Consider the following 14898-nt stretch of genomic DNA (forward strand, 5'->3'; position numbering starts at 1 on the left):
ATCCGCTGTTGGTCGGAAGAAATCCACGCGCTTGCGGGGTTATAATAGCCTTTTCGTGGCAATGAGTTACAGGAGCCGATTTATGTCCGTGTCCGGAAACGAGGCAGCGACCGGGGTGTCTGCCAGAAAACTGCGGGTGGTGATGGCCCAGCTGGATTTTCTGGTCGGTGATATACCCGGTAATACCGAGCTTGTGATTGATGCGGCTCGCCGTGCCGTATCGAACCACCAGGCGGACGTTGTGGTTTTCCCCGAACTTTGCCTGACGGGTTATCCACCGGAGGACCTGCTGTTGCGGCCAAGCCTTGAGGTTCGCGTTAACGAAGCCCTCGAGCGTCTGCAGGAGGAGCGGCTGGGGCCGGCCATCGTTATCGGGGCACCCCTGCGTCATGGTGCGCTCCTGTATAACGCGGCGGTGGTTATCGACGGTGGCGAAATCACCGGTCGGTACTTCAAGCGTTTCCCGCCTAATTACCAGGTGTTTGATGAAAAGCGGTACTTTGCTGAAGGTGCGGATGTTTTGACCCTTGATATCCGTGGTGTTCCAGTTGGTATCACGGTTTGCGAGGATCTCTGGAAGGAAGGACCAGTTGAGGATTGTGCCGCAGCTGGCGCGCGGCTGATCCTGAACCTGAACGCCTCCCCCTACGACATCGACAAACAGGCGCGCCGCAAGGCGTTGCTGGAGCGTAAAGCCCGGGAGAATCTGGTCAGCATCGTGTATGTGAACCTGGTGGGTGGCCAGGACGAACTGGTTTTCGACGGTGGCTCCATGGTGTTTGACCACTCCGGTGTATTGACCGCGGAGGCGCCCCAGTTTGGCGAGGGCCTGTACCCGGTCGATTTCCTTTGCGAGCACCACTGCCAGCCGGTTTCCCGGCCCTTGCCTGACGAGCCCTCACTGGAAGCCAATGTGTACAATGCTCTGGTGATGGGCGTTCGGGATTATGTGAACAAGAATGGCTTTGAATCGGTGGTTCTGGGGTTGTCCGGCGGCATCGACTCGGCGGTCACCCTGGCGGTAGCGGTTGATGCCCTGGGTAAGGACCGTGTCCGGGCGGTGATGATGCCGTTCCGCTATACCTCCGGCATGAGTCTTGAAGATGCCGAAGCGGAGGCCGTTGCCCTGGGCGTGCAGTACGATGTGTTCTCGATTGAGCCCATGTACGACGCCTTTATGGAAACTCTAGCCGGGCCTTTTGAGGGCACTACGCCGGATACAACCGAGGAAAACCTTCAGGCCCGTCTGCGTGGTGTCCTGCTGATGTCCCTGTCTAACAAGTTCGGTTCGCTGGTGCTGACAACCGGTAACAAGAGCGAGATGGCGGTGGGCTATTCAACGTTATACGGGGATATGGCCGGAGGGTTTGACGTTCTCAAAGATGTGCCGAAAACCCTGGTGTTCCGGTTGGCCAGGTACCGCAACACGGTATCCCAGGTAATCCCGGAGCGGGTTATCACCCGGCCGCCCTCCGCAGAACTGGCGCCGGACCAGAAAGATGAGGACAGTCTGCCCGGCTACGATGTGCTGGATCAGATCCTGAACCTCTACGTGGAGCGGGATTTCAGTGCCGACGCCATCGTTGCGGAAGGCTTTGAAAGGGCCGATGTGGAACGGGTTATCCGCCTGGTGGACATCAACGAATACAAGCGTCGTCAGGCGCCGATTGGTGTACGGATCACCGAGCGTGGTTTTGGCAAGGACCGGCGTTATCCCATTACCAATGCCTGGAAAAGCGGAAAGTAGCCGGTTGCCGGGGTCAGATGAAAATGGGGTCAGATGAAATTTTCATCTGACCCCATTTTCATCGTTTTATTCGTCACCCATCAGGCCAAAGGTGACAACGTTGGTGAGTGAGCGACTCTCACCCTTCAACAGGTCTGATTCGAACTCGCCGTTGTCGTTAAATGCTTGGCTGTCCGGAAAGTTGGTGCGAAGCAGGGCAATGGCGTCCTGGGCGCCCTTTTTCAGGTCAAGAAACTGATAGGTTTCTGCCATGATGATCAGGGCTTCTTCAACGGAAGGCGATGACGGGTAGTTCTCCACCACGTATCGGCCACGGTTGTTGGCGGCTACGTACGCCTGGCGCCTGATATAGTAGCGGGCTGCGTTAATTTCCAGTTCGGCCATCCGATTGCGGATCGCGATCATTCGTTGACGGGCATCTGCCACATACTGGCTGTCCGGATAGCGGTTGAGCAGTTCTGAAAAATCCCTGAAGGACTGAATCTGTTCGCCCGGGTCCCGGGCGGCCACGTCGATCGGAAAATAACGGGCCGCAAGCCCCAGGTCCAGGTTGTAGGAGGCAAGGCCGCGCATATACAGGGCATAATCGGCGTGGTCACTTTGCGGGTTCAGCCGCAGAAAGCGGTCAGCCGCCGCGCGGGCGCCTTCGAGATCCAGGTTCTGGTAACGGGCATAAATGAGGTCAAGCTGAGCCTGCTCGGCATAGCGGCCGAAAGGATAATAAGTTTCCAGCGAATTCAGGCTTTTTTCCGCTTCGTTGAAGTTGCCGGAGCTCAGGGCCTGGCGGGCATTGTCGTAGTAGGTCTTCTCCGGAAGCACTTCTTCCTGCTTGTTGGAGGCGCAGGCACTGATCAGAACAACCAGTGTGGAAAGTAGCAGTAAACGAAGACCTGATCTCATGCCGGAATCCCGTATAATGTCGATTAATTCAAGGGCAGCTATTGTAGCGGGGAAGTTGCTCCATGTGCAGAGGCATCTGAAGAACAACGCCCCGCTGTTTCAAGGAATCTGACCGAAACGTAACACACACAGGCCCCGGGGGCTTAATGTCATCTGAAAATCGAATCGTCGCCAGCTTCGTTGTCCCGCCGACGTTGAGTGACCGGCGCCTGGATCAGGCAGCGGCGGAGCTGATGCCTGAACACTCCCGTTCGCGATTGCAGTCGTGGATCAAAAGTGGTGCGTTGACAGTGAATGGCCAGGCGCGCAAGCCACGGGACAAGGTGATGCTGGATGATCGACTGCAGTTGGATGCCGAGCCGGAAGCTCAGGTGAGCTGGCAGGCTGAGGAGATCTCCCTGGATATTATCTATCAGGACGAGCATTTGCTGGTCGTCAACAAGCCGGCGGGCCTGGTGGTGCACCCGGCGGCTGGCCATGCCGACGGAACCCTGGTCAATGCCCTGCTGAACTACGCGCCGGGAGTCGAGAATCTGCCCAGAGCGGGCATCGTTCACCGCCTCGACAAAGACACCTCGGGCATCATGGTCGTTGCCCGCAGCCTGATTGCGCATACGTCCCTGGTCGATCAGCTACAAACACGAACCATGGGCCGCGAGTATGAGGCCGTCGTCGTCGGCACACTCACCGGCGGTGCAACGGTGGATGCGCCGATTGGCCGGCATCCGCGGGAACGCAAGAAGATGGCGGTCGTAGCCTCCGGCAAACCGGCGGTCACCCACTATCGTTTGGTCGAGCGTTTTGCGGCCCACACCCACGTCCGCTGCAAACTGGAAAGTGGCCGAACCCATCAGATCCGGGTTCATATGGCCCATGTCAAACATCCACTGGTCGGAGACCCGCTCTATGGCGGCCGGCTGAGGCTGCCGAAGGGAACCACCGAAGAGTTGCGCCAGGCGCTGTCGGCGTTTAACCGTCAGGCTCTCCATGCCCGGCAGTTGACCCTTGAGCACCCGGAAACCGGTGAGATCCTGACCTGGGAGGTTCCTCTGCCGGAGGATATGGTTGCGTTGATTGAAGTTCTGCGCAAACACGCGCGGGAGCTGGAATCCCGTGACTATTGACGGTAACGCCCTGAAACCGGACTGGTCCGTGCCCCATAGAGTGCGGGCTATCAGCACAACTCGCGCCGGCGGCGTCAGCGGTCGACCCTGGGATAGTCTTAACCTCGGGGTTCACGTCGGAGATCGCCCGGAACACGTGCAAGAGAATCGGAAGAGGTTCGCCGGCTCCATAGGACTGGATAGTGACCGGATTGGTTGGCTGAACCAGGTACACGGCACCGAGGTTGTTGAACTAACGCCGAACAACATCGGACAAATTTCGAAGGCTGACGCCAGCTACACCCGTTATCCGGGCATCGCCTGCGCCATCCTCACCGCCGACTGCCTGCCCGTTATTCTCGCGGATCGTGAAGGAGCAGTCGTCGGCGCCGCCCACTGCGGCTGGCGAAGCCTGTGTGGCGGTGTTCTCGAAAATCTGGTCAGAACCATGGCCGTCGTACCCGAGACTCTGCAAGCCTGGCTCGGCCCGGCCATCGGTCCGGATAGCTTCGAAGTCGGCTCGGAAGTCCGTGATGCCTTCCTTGACCATGATCCCAAAGCGGTCCACGCCTTCAGAGCCGAAGGCGCTCGCCCGGGTCATTTCATGGCCGATATCTATGCCCTTGCCACTTTGCGGCTAAATCATCTCGGTGTTTCCAACGTTAATGGCGGTGGCCTGTGTACTGTTCAGGATCCCGATCAGTTTTTTTCTTATCGCCGGGATGGCCGGACCGGGCGGATGGCAACGTTAATCTGGCTAACAGACTGACTATTATTGTCTTTTATTGTTTGGCTCTGGTTGTAATCGAGAATTTCGGGGGCTGGTGCAGGACTACTTTCCAGAACTGTCTGCAGCATGGATGGCGCAGCCAAGCCTACAGGGATGTATTCACGGCGTGTTCTGGAAAGTAGTCCTGCACCAGACCTGCACCCAAGTTCCAATCTCAAAATGACGGCCGTCAATTTTCTGACGAATACACCGCAGCCCCGCTTGAAGTCGCTCTACTTGCCCCTACATTAAGTGTCAAAGCAATGGAATATCTGCCGCAAATGGCCAAGAGTATTCGCAGAATGTTTGGGGAAAGTACACATGAGAATCGACAAGCTCACCAGTAAGTTGCAAACCGCCCTGGCGGATGCGCAATCCATCGCAGTCGGGAAAGATCACAACTTCATTGAGCCGGTGCATCTGATGCAGGCGCTGCTTGATCAGGAAGGCAGTGCCATCAAGCCTCTGCTCAAGCAGGCCGGTGCCGAGCCCGGGCGCATTCGGCAGGCCATCGCACGCGAAATCGAGAATCTGCCGGAAGTGCAGGGGTCGGCCGGCGATGTCTCCATGTCCAATGACATGGGTCGCCTGTTCAATATTGCCGACAAACTGTCCCAGAAGCGGAAAGACCAGTATATCTCCAGCGAACTGATGCTATTGGCCGCCCTGGAAGACCGTGGCACCCTTGGCCGCGTACTCCGGGAGCAGGGCGTCGACAAAGCTGCCCTGGAAAAAGCCATCGATGAAGTTCGCGGTGGTGAGGCCGTCAATGATGCCGGTGCCGAGGAAAACCGCCAGGCTCTGTCCAAATACACCATCGACCTGACCGAGCGTGCCGAGGCCGGCAAACTGGACCCGGTGATTGGTCGTGACGACGAGATCCGCCGCACCATTCAGGTGCTCCAGCGTCGCCGGAAAAACAACCCGGTGCTCATCGGTGAGCCTGGTGTGGGTAAAACCGCCATTGTCGAAGGGCTGGCCCAGCGCATTGTCAACGGCGAGGTGCCCGATGGCCTGAAGGACAAAAAAGTCCTGTCGCTGGATATGGGCGCCCTGATTGCCGGCGCCAAGTTCCGTGGTGAGTTTGAGGAGCGTCTGAAGGCCGTGCTCAATGAACTGTCCAAGCAGGAAGGCCAGATCATCCTGTTCATTGACGAGATTCACACCGTGGTGGGTGCTGGCAAGGCCGAGGGCTCCATGGACGCTGGTAACATGCTCAAGCCGGCCCTGGCCCGGGGCGAACTGCACTGTGTGGGGGCAACCACCCTGGATGAATACCGTGAAAATATCGAGAAAGACGCGGCACTCGAACGTCGCTTCCAGAAAGTGTTGGTGAGCGAGCCCAGCGAGGAGGACACCATCGCAATCCTGCGAGGCCTGAAGGAGCGCTATGAAGTTCACCACGGTGTTGAAGTGACCGATGGTGCCATCATCGCCGCCGCCAAGCTGTCTCACCGTTACATCGCCGACCGGCAGTTGCCGGACAAGGCCATTGATCTGGTGGACGAGGCAGCTTCCCAGATCCGCATGGAAATGGATTCCAAACCGGAGCCTCTGGACCGGCTTGAGCGGCGCCTGATTCAACTAAAAATCGAACGGGAGGCCCTCAAGAAAGAGACCGATGCCGCCTCGAAAAAGCGGCTGTCCGAGTTATCGGATGTGATTACCGGTATTGAGCGCGAATACGCGGACCTGGAAGAAGTCTGGAATACCGAGAAGGCCGCTCTTCATGGCTCCCAGAAGATCAAGAGCCGGCTGGAGCAGGCCAGGATTGATCTGGAAAATGCCCGTCGCGCAGGCGACCTCGGCAAGATGTCCGAGCTCCAGTACGGGCAGATTCCTGAGCTTGAGCGTCAGCTGGATATGGCCAGCCAGGCCGAAATGATGGAGATGAAGCTGCTTCGCAACCGGGTAACCGACGAGGAAATCGCCGAGATTGTCTCCAAGTGGACCGGTATTCCGGTGTCCAAGATGCTCGAGGGCGAGCGCGACAAGCTGATGCGCATGGAAGAGGCGCTCCATGACCGGGTAATCGGTCAGGATGAGGCTGTGGAGGCGGTATCCAACGCGGTTCGTCGCTCCCGTGCAGGGTTGTCAGATCCCAATCGCCCCAACGGTTCATTCCTGTTCCTTGGCCCGACCGGCGTGGGCAAAACCGAGCTATGCAAGGCCCTGGCCTCTTTCCTGTTCGATACCGAGGAAGCCATGGTTCGCATCGACATGTCCGAGTTCATGGAGAAGCATTCCGTGGCCCGCCTGATCGGCGCCCCCCCGGGGTATGTGGGCTATGAGGAAGGTGGTTACCTGACAGAGGCGGTTCGCCGTCGGCCTTATTCGGTATTGCTGCTGGATGAGGTGGAAAAAGCCCATCCGGATGTCTTCAACATTCTGCTGCAGGTACTGGAGGACGGTCGCCTGACGGACGGGCAGGGCCGAACTGTGGACTTCCGGAACACCGTCATAGTGATGACGTCGAATCTGGGTTCGGACATCATCCAGCAAAAGGCGGGAGAAGAGAACTACGAATCCATGAAGAATGCGGTCATGGACGTTGTCGGTACGCATTTCCGCCCTGAATTCATTAACCGGGTTGATGAGGTGGTGGTGTTCCATCCGCTGGCCGAAAGCCAGATTCAGGGCATTGCCCGGATACAGATCGAGTCTCTGAGCAAGCGCCTGAAAGATCAGGACATGAAGCTGGAGCTGGATGATGCCGCCATGGAGTTGCTGGCGGAAGTGGGCTATGACCCGGTCTACGGTGCCCGGCCGCTGAAGCGGGCCATCCAGCGGATGATCGAGAACCCGCTGGCCCAGAGGCTGCTAAAGGGAGAGTTTATGTCGGGTGATGTCATTCGTGGCACGGTGAAGGACCACCACCTGGATTTCACCAAGGCCTGAGGTCTAAGCCGGGGTCAAGCCGTGAAGTCGGGGTCAGATGAAAGCTTTCATCTGACCCCATTTTCATGACCCCATTTTCACATCGGCCCGCAATTATCTTCCGCCATTCGCTCAAGTTCTGCCCGTTTCTCGGCAATCTCTTCCTGAGTCAGGTAGCGTAGTGCGCCGTTTTCCTCAATCCGGATGCGGGCATGGTTGGCAATGACCTCCAGGTTGGACCGGGCTGTCGCACAATTTGCCTCGCGCTGTTTCCGGCGGGCTTCCTCCACGGCAGCCTCCCGACGCTGTTTTGCCTCATCTTCCTGATGTTTCTCCAGATTCTGCAACTGCTCCTGAAGGCTTTGCCGGCTGGCGGAGGCGTCGGAAGATGTGCCGGAGCGTACATTCACCCGTTCGGCCTTGGCGCCTGTTGGCTGTCGGTCACCAAAGTGGGTAACGCCGTTTTCGTCAGTCCACTTATAGACAGCGGCGCTCATGGTGATACCTGGTACAACGGCCAGTAATAAGGTCAGCGTCAGGGTTTTTCTGTTCATGGCTCTACTCACGTAGGTTCACTGCTCCCGGGCAGGCGTACAACCCGGATAAACCGGGCCCGTTTTTCTTTCGATTGTGGCCTATCATGCCACCAGTGCTGCGGATTTTCTTCTGTCTGGTTCAAATCTTTGCACCGGATTTGTACCAAGTGTGGCAGACCTTCGGCCAGTATGAGCACAGAAACCTGCAGCGGCTATTGACAGGGAGTTTAGCGCTGTCAGAATTACCGATTGCCTGAAGACTGGGGTCAATACGGCAGGCAATCCCGAGCGAGTATCCCCCGTTAATCACCACACTGAACGCGCCGCACATTCGTCGCGGGATGGTTGTTGCTTACGTGCAACCCGTTGATTGGCTGTTCTCCGCAACCCTCAGGAGGGCGGCTGGCCAGGAGACAACCTCTTTTTAAGGTGTGGAGGAGCAGCCGGTTCCGCTTTCACAAGAAGCACGGACACCGTGAATCCAGGCAACCGGGATGAATCCCGGCTCATTCACTCGTAAGAAGAGGGTAGAAAATCGTGGAGTTATTGTCTGGCGCCGATATGCTGATCCGCTCCCTTCAAGATGAAGGTATCGAGTACATATACGGCTATCCGGGTGGTGCAGCCCTTCATATCTATGATGCGCTGTTCAGGCAGGACAAAGTCAAGCACATTCTGGTAAGGCACGAGCAGGCGGCGGTCCATATGGCCGACGGTTATGCGCGGGCGACCGGAAAACCGGGTACCGTGCTGGTGACCTCGGGTCCTGGAGCCACCAACACCATCACTGGCATTGCCACCGCATTCATGGATTCCATCCCCATGGTGGTTCTGTGCGGCCAGGTCGCGTCCACCCTCATTGGCGAGGACGCTTTCCAGGAAACCGACATGATGGGTGTCTCCCGCCCGGTGGTTAAGCACAACTTCAGCGTTCGTCATCCCGAGGAAATTCCGGAAATCATCCGCAAGGCGTATTACATCGCTGCCACCGGCCGTCCTGGTCCGGTTGTCGTGGATATTCCCAAGGATATGACCACACCGAATGAGCGGTATGAGTACTCCTACCCCAAGAAGGTCAAGTTGCGCTCCTACAATCCTGCCATTCGCGGCCATGCCGGTCAGATCAAGAAAGCGGTCGATATGATGCTGGCCGCCAAGCGCCCGATTATCTACGCGGGCGGTGGGGTCATTCTTGGCAAGGCCTCGGATCAGCTGACCGAGCTCGTCCGGATGCTCGGCTATCCGATCACCAATACCCTGATGGGCATTGGCTGTTACCCGGCCAGCGACAAACAGCACCTTGGCTGGCTCGGCATGCACGGCACCTATGAAGCGAATATGGCCATGCACCATTCGGATCTGATCCTCTGTGTGGGGGCCCGCTTTGATGACCGTGTCACCAATGCCACCGAGAAGTTCTGTCCGGGTGCGCGCATTATTCACGTTGACATAGACCCGGCCTCCATCTCCAAGACCGTTGATGCCGATGTGCCAATCGTCGGCCCGGTGGACGCCGTACTCAAGGAAATGCTGTCGTTGGTCAGGGAAAGCAAGGAAAAGCCGGATGCCGAGGCAATTGCTTCCTGGTGGAGGCAGATCGACGAGTGGCGGGCATTCCATGGCATGCGGTATGAGACCAGCCCGGACGTAATCAAGCCACAGGAAGTCATCGAAATGCTGTGCCGGCTCACAAACGGTGAAGCGTTTGTGACCTCCGACGTGGGCCAGCACCAGATGTTTGCTGCCCAGTACTACAAGTTTGACAAGCCCAACCGCTGGATTAACTCCGGTGGTCTTGGCACCATGGGGTTCGGTTTGCCGGCGGCCATGGGGGTCAAGCTGACTCATCCGGATGACGAAGTGCTCTGCATCACCGGTGAGGGCAGCATTCAGATGAACATTCAGGAGCTGTCCACTTGCAAGCAGTACAACTTGCCGGTGAAGATTATCAACCTGAACAACCAGGCCCTGGGTATGGTCAAGCAGTGGCAGGACATGAACTACGAGTCCCGTCATGCCGAATCCTACATGGAGTCCCTTCCTGATTTCATCAAGCTGGCAGAGGCTTATGGCCACGTTGGTGTCCGGATTGAAAAGAAGGAAGATCTCGAGGCCAGGCTGAAAGAAGTGCTGGCCATGAAAGACGAGCTTGTATTCGTGGATATCCATGTGGACCGGTTTGAGCATGTGTATCCGATGCAGGTTGCCCGTGGCTCCATGAAGGATATGTGGCTCAGCAAGACGGAGAGGGTGTGATCATGCGTCGAATCATTTCTGTTTTGCTTGAAAACGAGCCGGGCGCCCTGTCACGGGTGGTGGGCCTGTTCTCCCAGCGTAACTACAATATTGAAACGCTGACCGTGGCGCCGACCGAAGACGAGACCCTGTCCCGTCTGACCGTGACCACCACGGGGTCGGACAAGGTGATTGAGCAGATCACCAAGCAACTGAACAAGCTGATCGAAGTGGTCAAGCTGGTGGACCTGACCGAAGGCGCTCACATCGAGCGTGAGCTGATGTTGGTGAAGCTCAAAGCCACGGGTTCCCAGCGTGCCGAGATCAAGCGTACCGTGGATATTTTCCGCGGCCAGATCGTGGATGTGACCAGTTCAGTCTATACGGTTCAGTTGGCGGGTGATAGCGAAAAGCTGGACGGCTTCATTCAGGCTGTTGGCACCTCGGGCGTGCTGGAAGTAGTGCGCAGCGGTGTATCCGGTATTGCCCGGGGCGAGAAGGTGCTCAGCCTTTAACAATTTCAAACAGGGTTTGATCATTATGGCCTTCCGGGGCCGTCATAAATAACAGAGGTTTCTCATGCAGGTTTATTACGATAAGGATTGCGATCTTTCCATCATCCAGGGCAAGAAAGTTGCCATCATCGGCTTTGGTTCCCAGGGCCACGCCCACGCGTGCAACCTGAAGGAATCTGGCGTTGATGTCACCGTGGGTCTGCGCCCTGGATCTTCTTCCATTGCCAAGGCGGAAGCCTATGGCCTGAAGACCAGTGATGTGCCTTCTGCGGTTGCAGCAGCCGACGTTGTTATGGTTCTGACTCCGGATGAGTTCCAGGCTCAGCTTTACGCTGCGGAAATCGAGCCGAACCTGAAGCAGGGCGCGACCCTGGCCTTCGCTCACGGTTTTGCCATTCACTACAACCAGATCGTTCCCCGCAAGGATCTGGACGTGATTATGGTTGCACCGAAGGCTCCGGGCCACACCGTTCGCACCGAGTTCGCCAACGGTGGTGGTATTCCGGACCTGATCGCCATTTTCCAGGATGCCTCTGGCAATGCCAAGAACCTGGCGCTGTCCTACGCCAGCGGCATCGGTGGTGGTCGTACCGGTATCATCGAGACGTCCTTCAAGGACGAGACCGAAACCGATCTGTTCGGTGAGCAGGCCGTTCTGTGTGGTGGCGCCGTAGAGCTGGTCAAGGCGGGTTTCGAGACCCTGACCGAGGCGGGCTACGCCCCTGAAATGGCCTACTTCGAGTGCCTGCACGAGTTGAAGCTCATCGTGGACCTGATGTACGAAGGCGGCATCGCTAACATGAACTACTCCATTTCCAACAACGCGGAGTATGGCGAATACGTGACTGGCCCGGAAATCATCAACGAGCAGTCCCGCGAGGCCATGCGCAACGCACTGAAACGCATCCAGAGCGGTGAGTACGCCAAGATGTTCATCTCTGAAGGTGCGCTTAACTACCCGTCCATGACGGCGCGTCGTCGCCAGAATGCCGCTCACGAAATCGAGATTGTGGGTGAGAAACTGCGCGGCATGATGCCGTGGATCTCCTCGAACAAGATTGTGGATAAGGACAAAAACTGAGCGGAAGTGCGCCTGGTTTTGAAAAACGCGGCCCGGGTGGCCGCGTTTTTCGTATATAATCCGCCCAAACGCTTTCCGGAGTAATGGGAATGACTGAAGAAAAAACATCTGCTGATGACAAGCTGCATGCGGACTGTGAAGTTGAAGCCGGAGAGGTCGTTGAGGAAGAGCTTGTTGGAGGTGCGCCGGTTCGGCGCAAAGGTATCTACCTTCTTCCCAATGCGCTGACAACGGCTTCGCTGTTTTCTGGATTTTACGCCATAGTCTCCGCCGCAAACGGCGTTTTTGATAATGCCGCCATTGCTATTTTTGTCTCAATGATCCTGGATGGCCTGGATGGCCGTGTGGCCCGGATGACCAACACCCAGAGCAAATTTGGTGAGGAGTACGACAGTCTTGCCGATATGGTGGCCTTTGGTGTTGCTCCCGGGCTCGTTGCCTTTTTCTGGTCGCTGAACGCCTTTGATAAGGTCGGCTGGGCCATCACCTTCATCTATGTGGCAGGCGCGGCCTTGCGTCTGGCCCGTTTCAATACCCAGATCGGTTCGGTGGACAAAAAGTTCTTTGTTGGCCTGCCCAGTCCGGCGGCCGCTGCCTGTGTTGCAGGCCTGGTCTGGTACTTCCATCGGTTCGAACCGTCTACCTGGCTCACGCTGCTGACCATGGTCGTGGTCGGAGGCGCTGGTGTCTTGATGGTCAGCAATATCCTGTATCGCAGTTTCAAGGATCTGGATTTGCGGGGCCGGGTGCCGTTCGCGGCGATTCTTCTTGTAGTGCTGGTGTTTGTCGTAATCGCACTGGATCCTGCCACCGTACTCTTTACCGGGTTCCTTATCTACGCGTTGTCTGGTCCCGTTCGTGCCCTGTTCCGTGGTAAACCCCGGAAAACCCTGGGCGCCGCCGACTAAGATGCGGTTTTCCCCGGCCTTTCTCACGGAAGCCCGGGGAATTTTAGCTGCAGTCTCCGGTCAACGCCTTACATGGCTGACGCCCTGACGGAGACTTTTCATGTTTATCAAGAAGCGCCCATCCTGGGCTTTGCCTCGCGCCGCAATAACGCCCGAGTCCGTCTATCTGAATCGAAGACAGTTTATGTCCGGCACCGTTGCCGTGGCGGCCGGGCTTTCCATGCCCGGGCTTTTATCTGCCGCGGAGTTACCGGTTCAGCGTGAAACCCTGGATTTCGTCCCAATGCCCCGCTACTCCACGAATGAAAAGAAGACGCCATTCGAAGATGTGGCCCGGTACAATAATTTCTATGAATTTGGAACGGGAAAGGATGATCCTGCCAAATATGCCGACGAAATGGCGGTCGATCCCTGGTCGGTGGTTGTTGAGGGAGAGTGTGAGCAGCCAGGTGAGTACGCGCCTGAGGATCTGCTCAGGCCTTACGAGTATCAGGAGCGTGTTTACCGCCTCCGTTGTGTTGAGGCGTGGTCCATGGTGATACCCTGGATTGGTGTGCCGCTGGCGGACATCCTCAAGCGATTGCGGCCCACCTCCCGCGCGAAGTATGTGTACTTCGAAACCCTGTACGATCCGGACCAGATGCGCGGGCAGCGCTCCCTCTTCAGCACCATCGACTGGCCATACCAGGAAGGTTTGCGGATGGATGAGGCCATGAACGAACTGAGTTTTCTGGCAGTCGGCCTTTATGGTAAGGCTCTGCCTAAACAGAATGGTGCGCCAATTCGACTGGTTGTCCCCTGGAAGTACGGTTTCAAAAGCATCAAGTCCATCGTAAAGATCCGGTTCCAGGAGGAGCGGCCAAAAACGACCTGGGAAATGATTGCGCCACAGGAATACGGCTTTTACGCCAACGTGAACCCCGAGGTTGACCATCCCAGATGGAGCCAGAAAAAGGAAAGGAGGCTTCCCTCCGGGCTGTTTTCTCCCAACTGGGTGGAAACGGTCAGATTTAACGGTTATGGCGAGCAGGTGGCCCATCTCTATAAAGGCATGGATCTGCGGAAATACTATTAATGCTCATTTTCCGCTGGATCGGGCACCCTCGATTTCTGCTGGCTTTCCGGTTTTTGGCCGCCTTGCTGGCCAGTGCGCCCCTGCTGTTTCTGATAACCGGTATCGCGGCGCAATCTCTCGGGCCAGACCCGGGCCAGAAAGTCACCGAGTCTCTGGGGCTGGCGGCCTTTCAGCTACTCGTGGCCACGTTATGTATGACGCCGCTCAAACGCTGGACTGGGTGGGTTGGCTGGATCCGGATTCGGCGGATGCTGGGATTGTTCGCGTTTTTTTACGCAACGCTTCATGTTCTGGCGTTTCTGCAATTTATTCTTGGTTGGACTGACCTGTGGGCCACTTTCACCAAGCGGCCCTATATTGTGGCGGGAGCATTGTCGTTCCTGATGCTGATTCCTCTGGCCATGACATCAGCCAGGGGAATGGTGAGGCGATTGGGTAAGAGTTGGAAACCATTGCACAAACTGGCTTATCCGAGTGTTGTTGTCGCCTGGGTTCATTTTATCTGGCAGGCTCGCAGCGATGTGGGTGAGATGATGTTTTATGGTCTGGTCATACTGGTGCTTCTTGCGGTTCGCTGGAAGTGGGCGGGCTCGCGGGGGATGATTCCCTTTGTCAGAGGGTGATTTCTGTTCGTTTATTCGGCAGGTTGATCAGTGGTTGATCGAAAGGGTAGGTGTAAGCCGAAACTGCAAAAATTAATTCAAAAACCTCGTTGACAGTTTCCCTGACGCCTGTAGAATGCGCACCACTTCTGAGGAACAAGCCACATGTGGTGGCTTTCAAGGCAGAAATAACCGTTTGAAATTAGTGAAGAAAGCAAGCTTTAAAATTCTTCAGATAAACGGTTGACAGGGTGGCGGAACGATGTAGAATACGCCTCCTTGATTGAGCCATGGCTCAACCGCTCTTTAAAAAGTTAACCAAGTAATTCGTGTGGGCGCTGGCCGGGGTATTTCGGAGATGAAATATCAGGACAGTGACTCGTCGAAATTGAGTTTTGTCTTGAGCAGGAATTGGGATCTTCGGATCTCTGTATGATTTAAACTGAAGAGTTTGATCATGGCTCAGATTGAACGCTGGCGGCAGGCTTAACACATGCAAGTCGAGCGGTAGCAGGTCCTTCGGGATGCTGACGAGCGGCGGACGGGTGAG

12 protein-coding genes and 1 rRNA gene are annotated in these 14898 nt (G+C 56.6%); 11 read left to right on the plus strand and 2 right to left on the minus strand.

Annotated elements, in window-relative coordinates:
- The first annotated feature begins 82 nt into the window (after window positions 1–82).
- Window positions 83–1747 carry an NAD+ synthase gene (locus tag QPL96_RS10470; RefSeq protein ID WP_303287322.1) on the plus strand — a complete coding sequence of 555 codons (1665 nt, stop codon included), beginning with the start codon at window positions 83–85 and terminating at the stop codon, window positions 1745–1747.
- A 66-nt stretch (window positions 1748–1813) separates the two neighbouring features.
- Here QPL96_RS10470 and QPL96_RS10475 read toward each other — a convergent pair whose 3' ends face one another.
- The gene (locus tag QPL96_RS10475; protein ID WP_303287323.1) at window positions 1814–2647 is read right to left on the minus strand and encodes an outer membrane protein assembly factor BamD; all 834 of its coding nucleotides are present in this window, start codon (window positions 2645–2647) and stop codon (window positions 1814–1816) included.
- A gap of 146 nt (window positions 2648–2793) precedes the next feature.
- Here QPL96_RS10475 and rluD point away from each other — a divergent pair, with 146 nt between their 5' ends.
- The 3 genes from rluD to clpB all read left to right on the plus strand — a co-directional run bounded on the left by rluD (window position 2794) and on the right by clpB (window position 7417).
- The gene (gene rluD, locus QPL96_RS10480) at window positions 2794–3771 is read left to right on the plus strand and encodes a 23S rRNA pseudouridine(1911/1915/1917) synthase RluD (RefSeq protein ID WP_303287324.1); all 978 of its coding nucleotides are present in this window, start codon (window positions 2794–2796) and stop codon (window positions 3769–3771) included.
- Window positions 3761–4519 (plus strand): peptidoglycan editing factor PgeF, encoded by a 759-nt coding sequence (pgeF, locus tag QPL96_RS10485; protein WP_303287325.1) that lies wholly within the window; start codon window positions 3761–3763, stop codon window positions 4517–4519. The genes rluD and pgeF overlap by 11 nt, the downstream gene beginning before the upstream one ends.
- A 321-nt stretch (window positions 4520–4840) precedes the next feature.
- Entirely contained in the window at window positions 4841–7417 is a 2577-nt protein-coding gene (gene clpB / locus QPL96_RS10490; protein ID WP_303287326.1) for an ATP-dependent chaperone ClpB, read from the plus strand.
- Between the two features lie 77 nt (window positions 7418–7494).
- On the opposite strand, the gene QPL96_RS10495 is transcribed toward clpB, so the two are convergent.
- Window positions 7495–7950, minus strand: coding sequence for a DUF4124 domain-containing protein (locus QPL96_RS10495; protein ID WP_303287327.1), 456 nt, complete (start codon window positions 7948–7950; stop codon window positions 7495–7497).
- A gap of 519 nt (window positions 7951–8469) precedes the next feature.
- On the opposite strand from QPL96_RS10495, the gene QPL96_RS10500 reads away from it, so the two are divergent.
- From QPL96_RS10500 to QPL96_RS10530, 7 genes are all read left to right on the plus strand, one after another.
- Window positions 8470–10188: an acetolactate synthase 3 large subunit gene (locus QPL96_RS10500; RefSeq protein ID WP_303287328.1), complete on the plus strand. Its 1719-nt coding sequence runs from the start codon at window positions 8470–8472 to the stop codon at window positions 10186–10188.
- A gap of 2 nt (window positions 10189–10190) precedes the next feature.
- Window positions 10191–10682: an acetolactate synthase small subunit gene (gene ilvN, locus QPL96_RS10505; protein WP_008170692.1), complete on the plus strand. Its 492-nt coding sequence runs from the start codon at window positions 10191–10193 to the stop codon at window positions 10680–10682.
- Between the two features lie 64 nt (window positions 10683–10746).
- Window positions 10747–11763, plus strand: coding sequence for a ketol-acid reductoisomerase (gene ilvC / locus QPL96_RS10510; RefSeq protein WP_303287329.1), 1017 nt, complete (start codon window positions 10747–10749; stop codon window positions 11761–11763).
- A gap of 89 nt (window positions 11764–11852) precedes the next feature.
- Window positions 11853–12671: a CDP-diacylglycerol--serine O-phosphatidyltransferase gene (gene pssA / locus QPL96_RS10515; RefSeq protein WP_303287330.1), complete on the plus strand. Its 819-nt coding sequence runs from the start codon at window positions 11853–11855 to the stop codon at window positions 12669–12671.
- 100 nt (window positions 12672–12771) lie between these two features.
- Window positions 12772–13746 carry a protein-methionine-sulfoxide reductase catalytic subunit MsrP gene (gene msrP / locus QPL96_RS10520; protein ID WP_303287331.1) on the plus strand — a complete coding sequence of 325 codons (975 nt, stop codon included), beginning with the start codon at window positions 12772–12774 and terminating at the stop codon, window positions 13744–13746.
- Complete coding sequence (locus QPL96_RS10525; RefSeq protein WP_303287332.1) at window positions 13746–14369, plus strand: sulfite oxidase heme-binding subunit YedZ; 624 nt, start codon at window positions 13746–13748, stop codon at window positions 14367–14369. The genes msrP and QPL96_RS10525 overlap by 1 nt, the downstream gene beginning before the upstream one ends.
- Window positions 14370–14787: 418 nt before the next feature.
- Window positions 14788–14898: ribosomal RNA gene (locus tag QPL96_RS10530) — 16S ribosomal RNA — on the plus strand; the annotation flags it as partial.

The sequence above is a fragment of the Marinobacter sp. SS8-8 genome (assembly GCF_030540945.1).
Taxonomy (GTDB): Bacteria; Pseudomonadota; Gammaproteobacteria; order Pseudomonadales; family Oleiphilaceae; genus Marinobacter.

Excerpts from the sequence above, each read along its gene's own strand:
- ilvN (WP_008170692.1), top strand. The coding sequence starts at position 10,191 with ATGCGTCGAATCATTTCTGTTTTGCTTGAAAACGAGCCGGGCGCCCTG.
- ilvC (WP_303287329.1), top strand. The coding sequence starts at position 10,747 with ATGCAGGTTTATTACGATAAGGATTGCGATCTTTCCATCATCCAGGGC.
- msrP (WP_303287331.1), top strand. The coding sequence starts at position 12,772 with ATGTTTATCAAGAAGCGCCCATCCTGGGCTTTGCCTCGCGCCGCAATA.
- QPL96_RS10475 (WP_303287323.1), bottom strand. The coding sequence starts at position 2,647 with ATGAGATCAGGTCTTCGTTTACTGCTACTTTCCACACTGGTTGTTCTG.
- QPL96_RS10525 (WP_303287332.1), top strand. The coding sequence starts at position 13,746 with ATGCTCATTTTCCGCTGGATCGGGCACCCTCGATTTCTGCTGGCTTTC.
- QPL96_RS10470 (WP_303287322.1), top strand. The coding sequence starts at position 83 with ATGTCCGTGTCCGGAAACGAGGCAGCGACCGGGGTGTCTGCCAGAAAA.
- rluD (WP_303287324.1), top strand. The coding sequence starts at position 2,794 with ATGTCATCTGAAAATCGAATCGTCGCCAGCTTCGTTGTCCCGCCGACG.
- QPL96_RS10495 (WP_303287327.1), bottom strand. The coding sequence starts at position 7,950 with ATGAACAGAAAAACCCTGACGCTGACCTTATTACTGGCCGTTGTACCA.
- clpB (WP_303287326.1), top strand. The coding sequence starts at position 4,841 with ATGAGAATCGACAAGCTCACCAGTAAGTTGCAAACCGCCCTGGCGGAT.
- pssA (WP_303287330.1), top strand. The coding sequence starts at position 11,853 with ATGACTGAAGAAAAAACATCTGCTGATGACAAGCTGCATGCGGACTGT.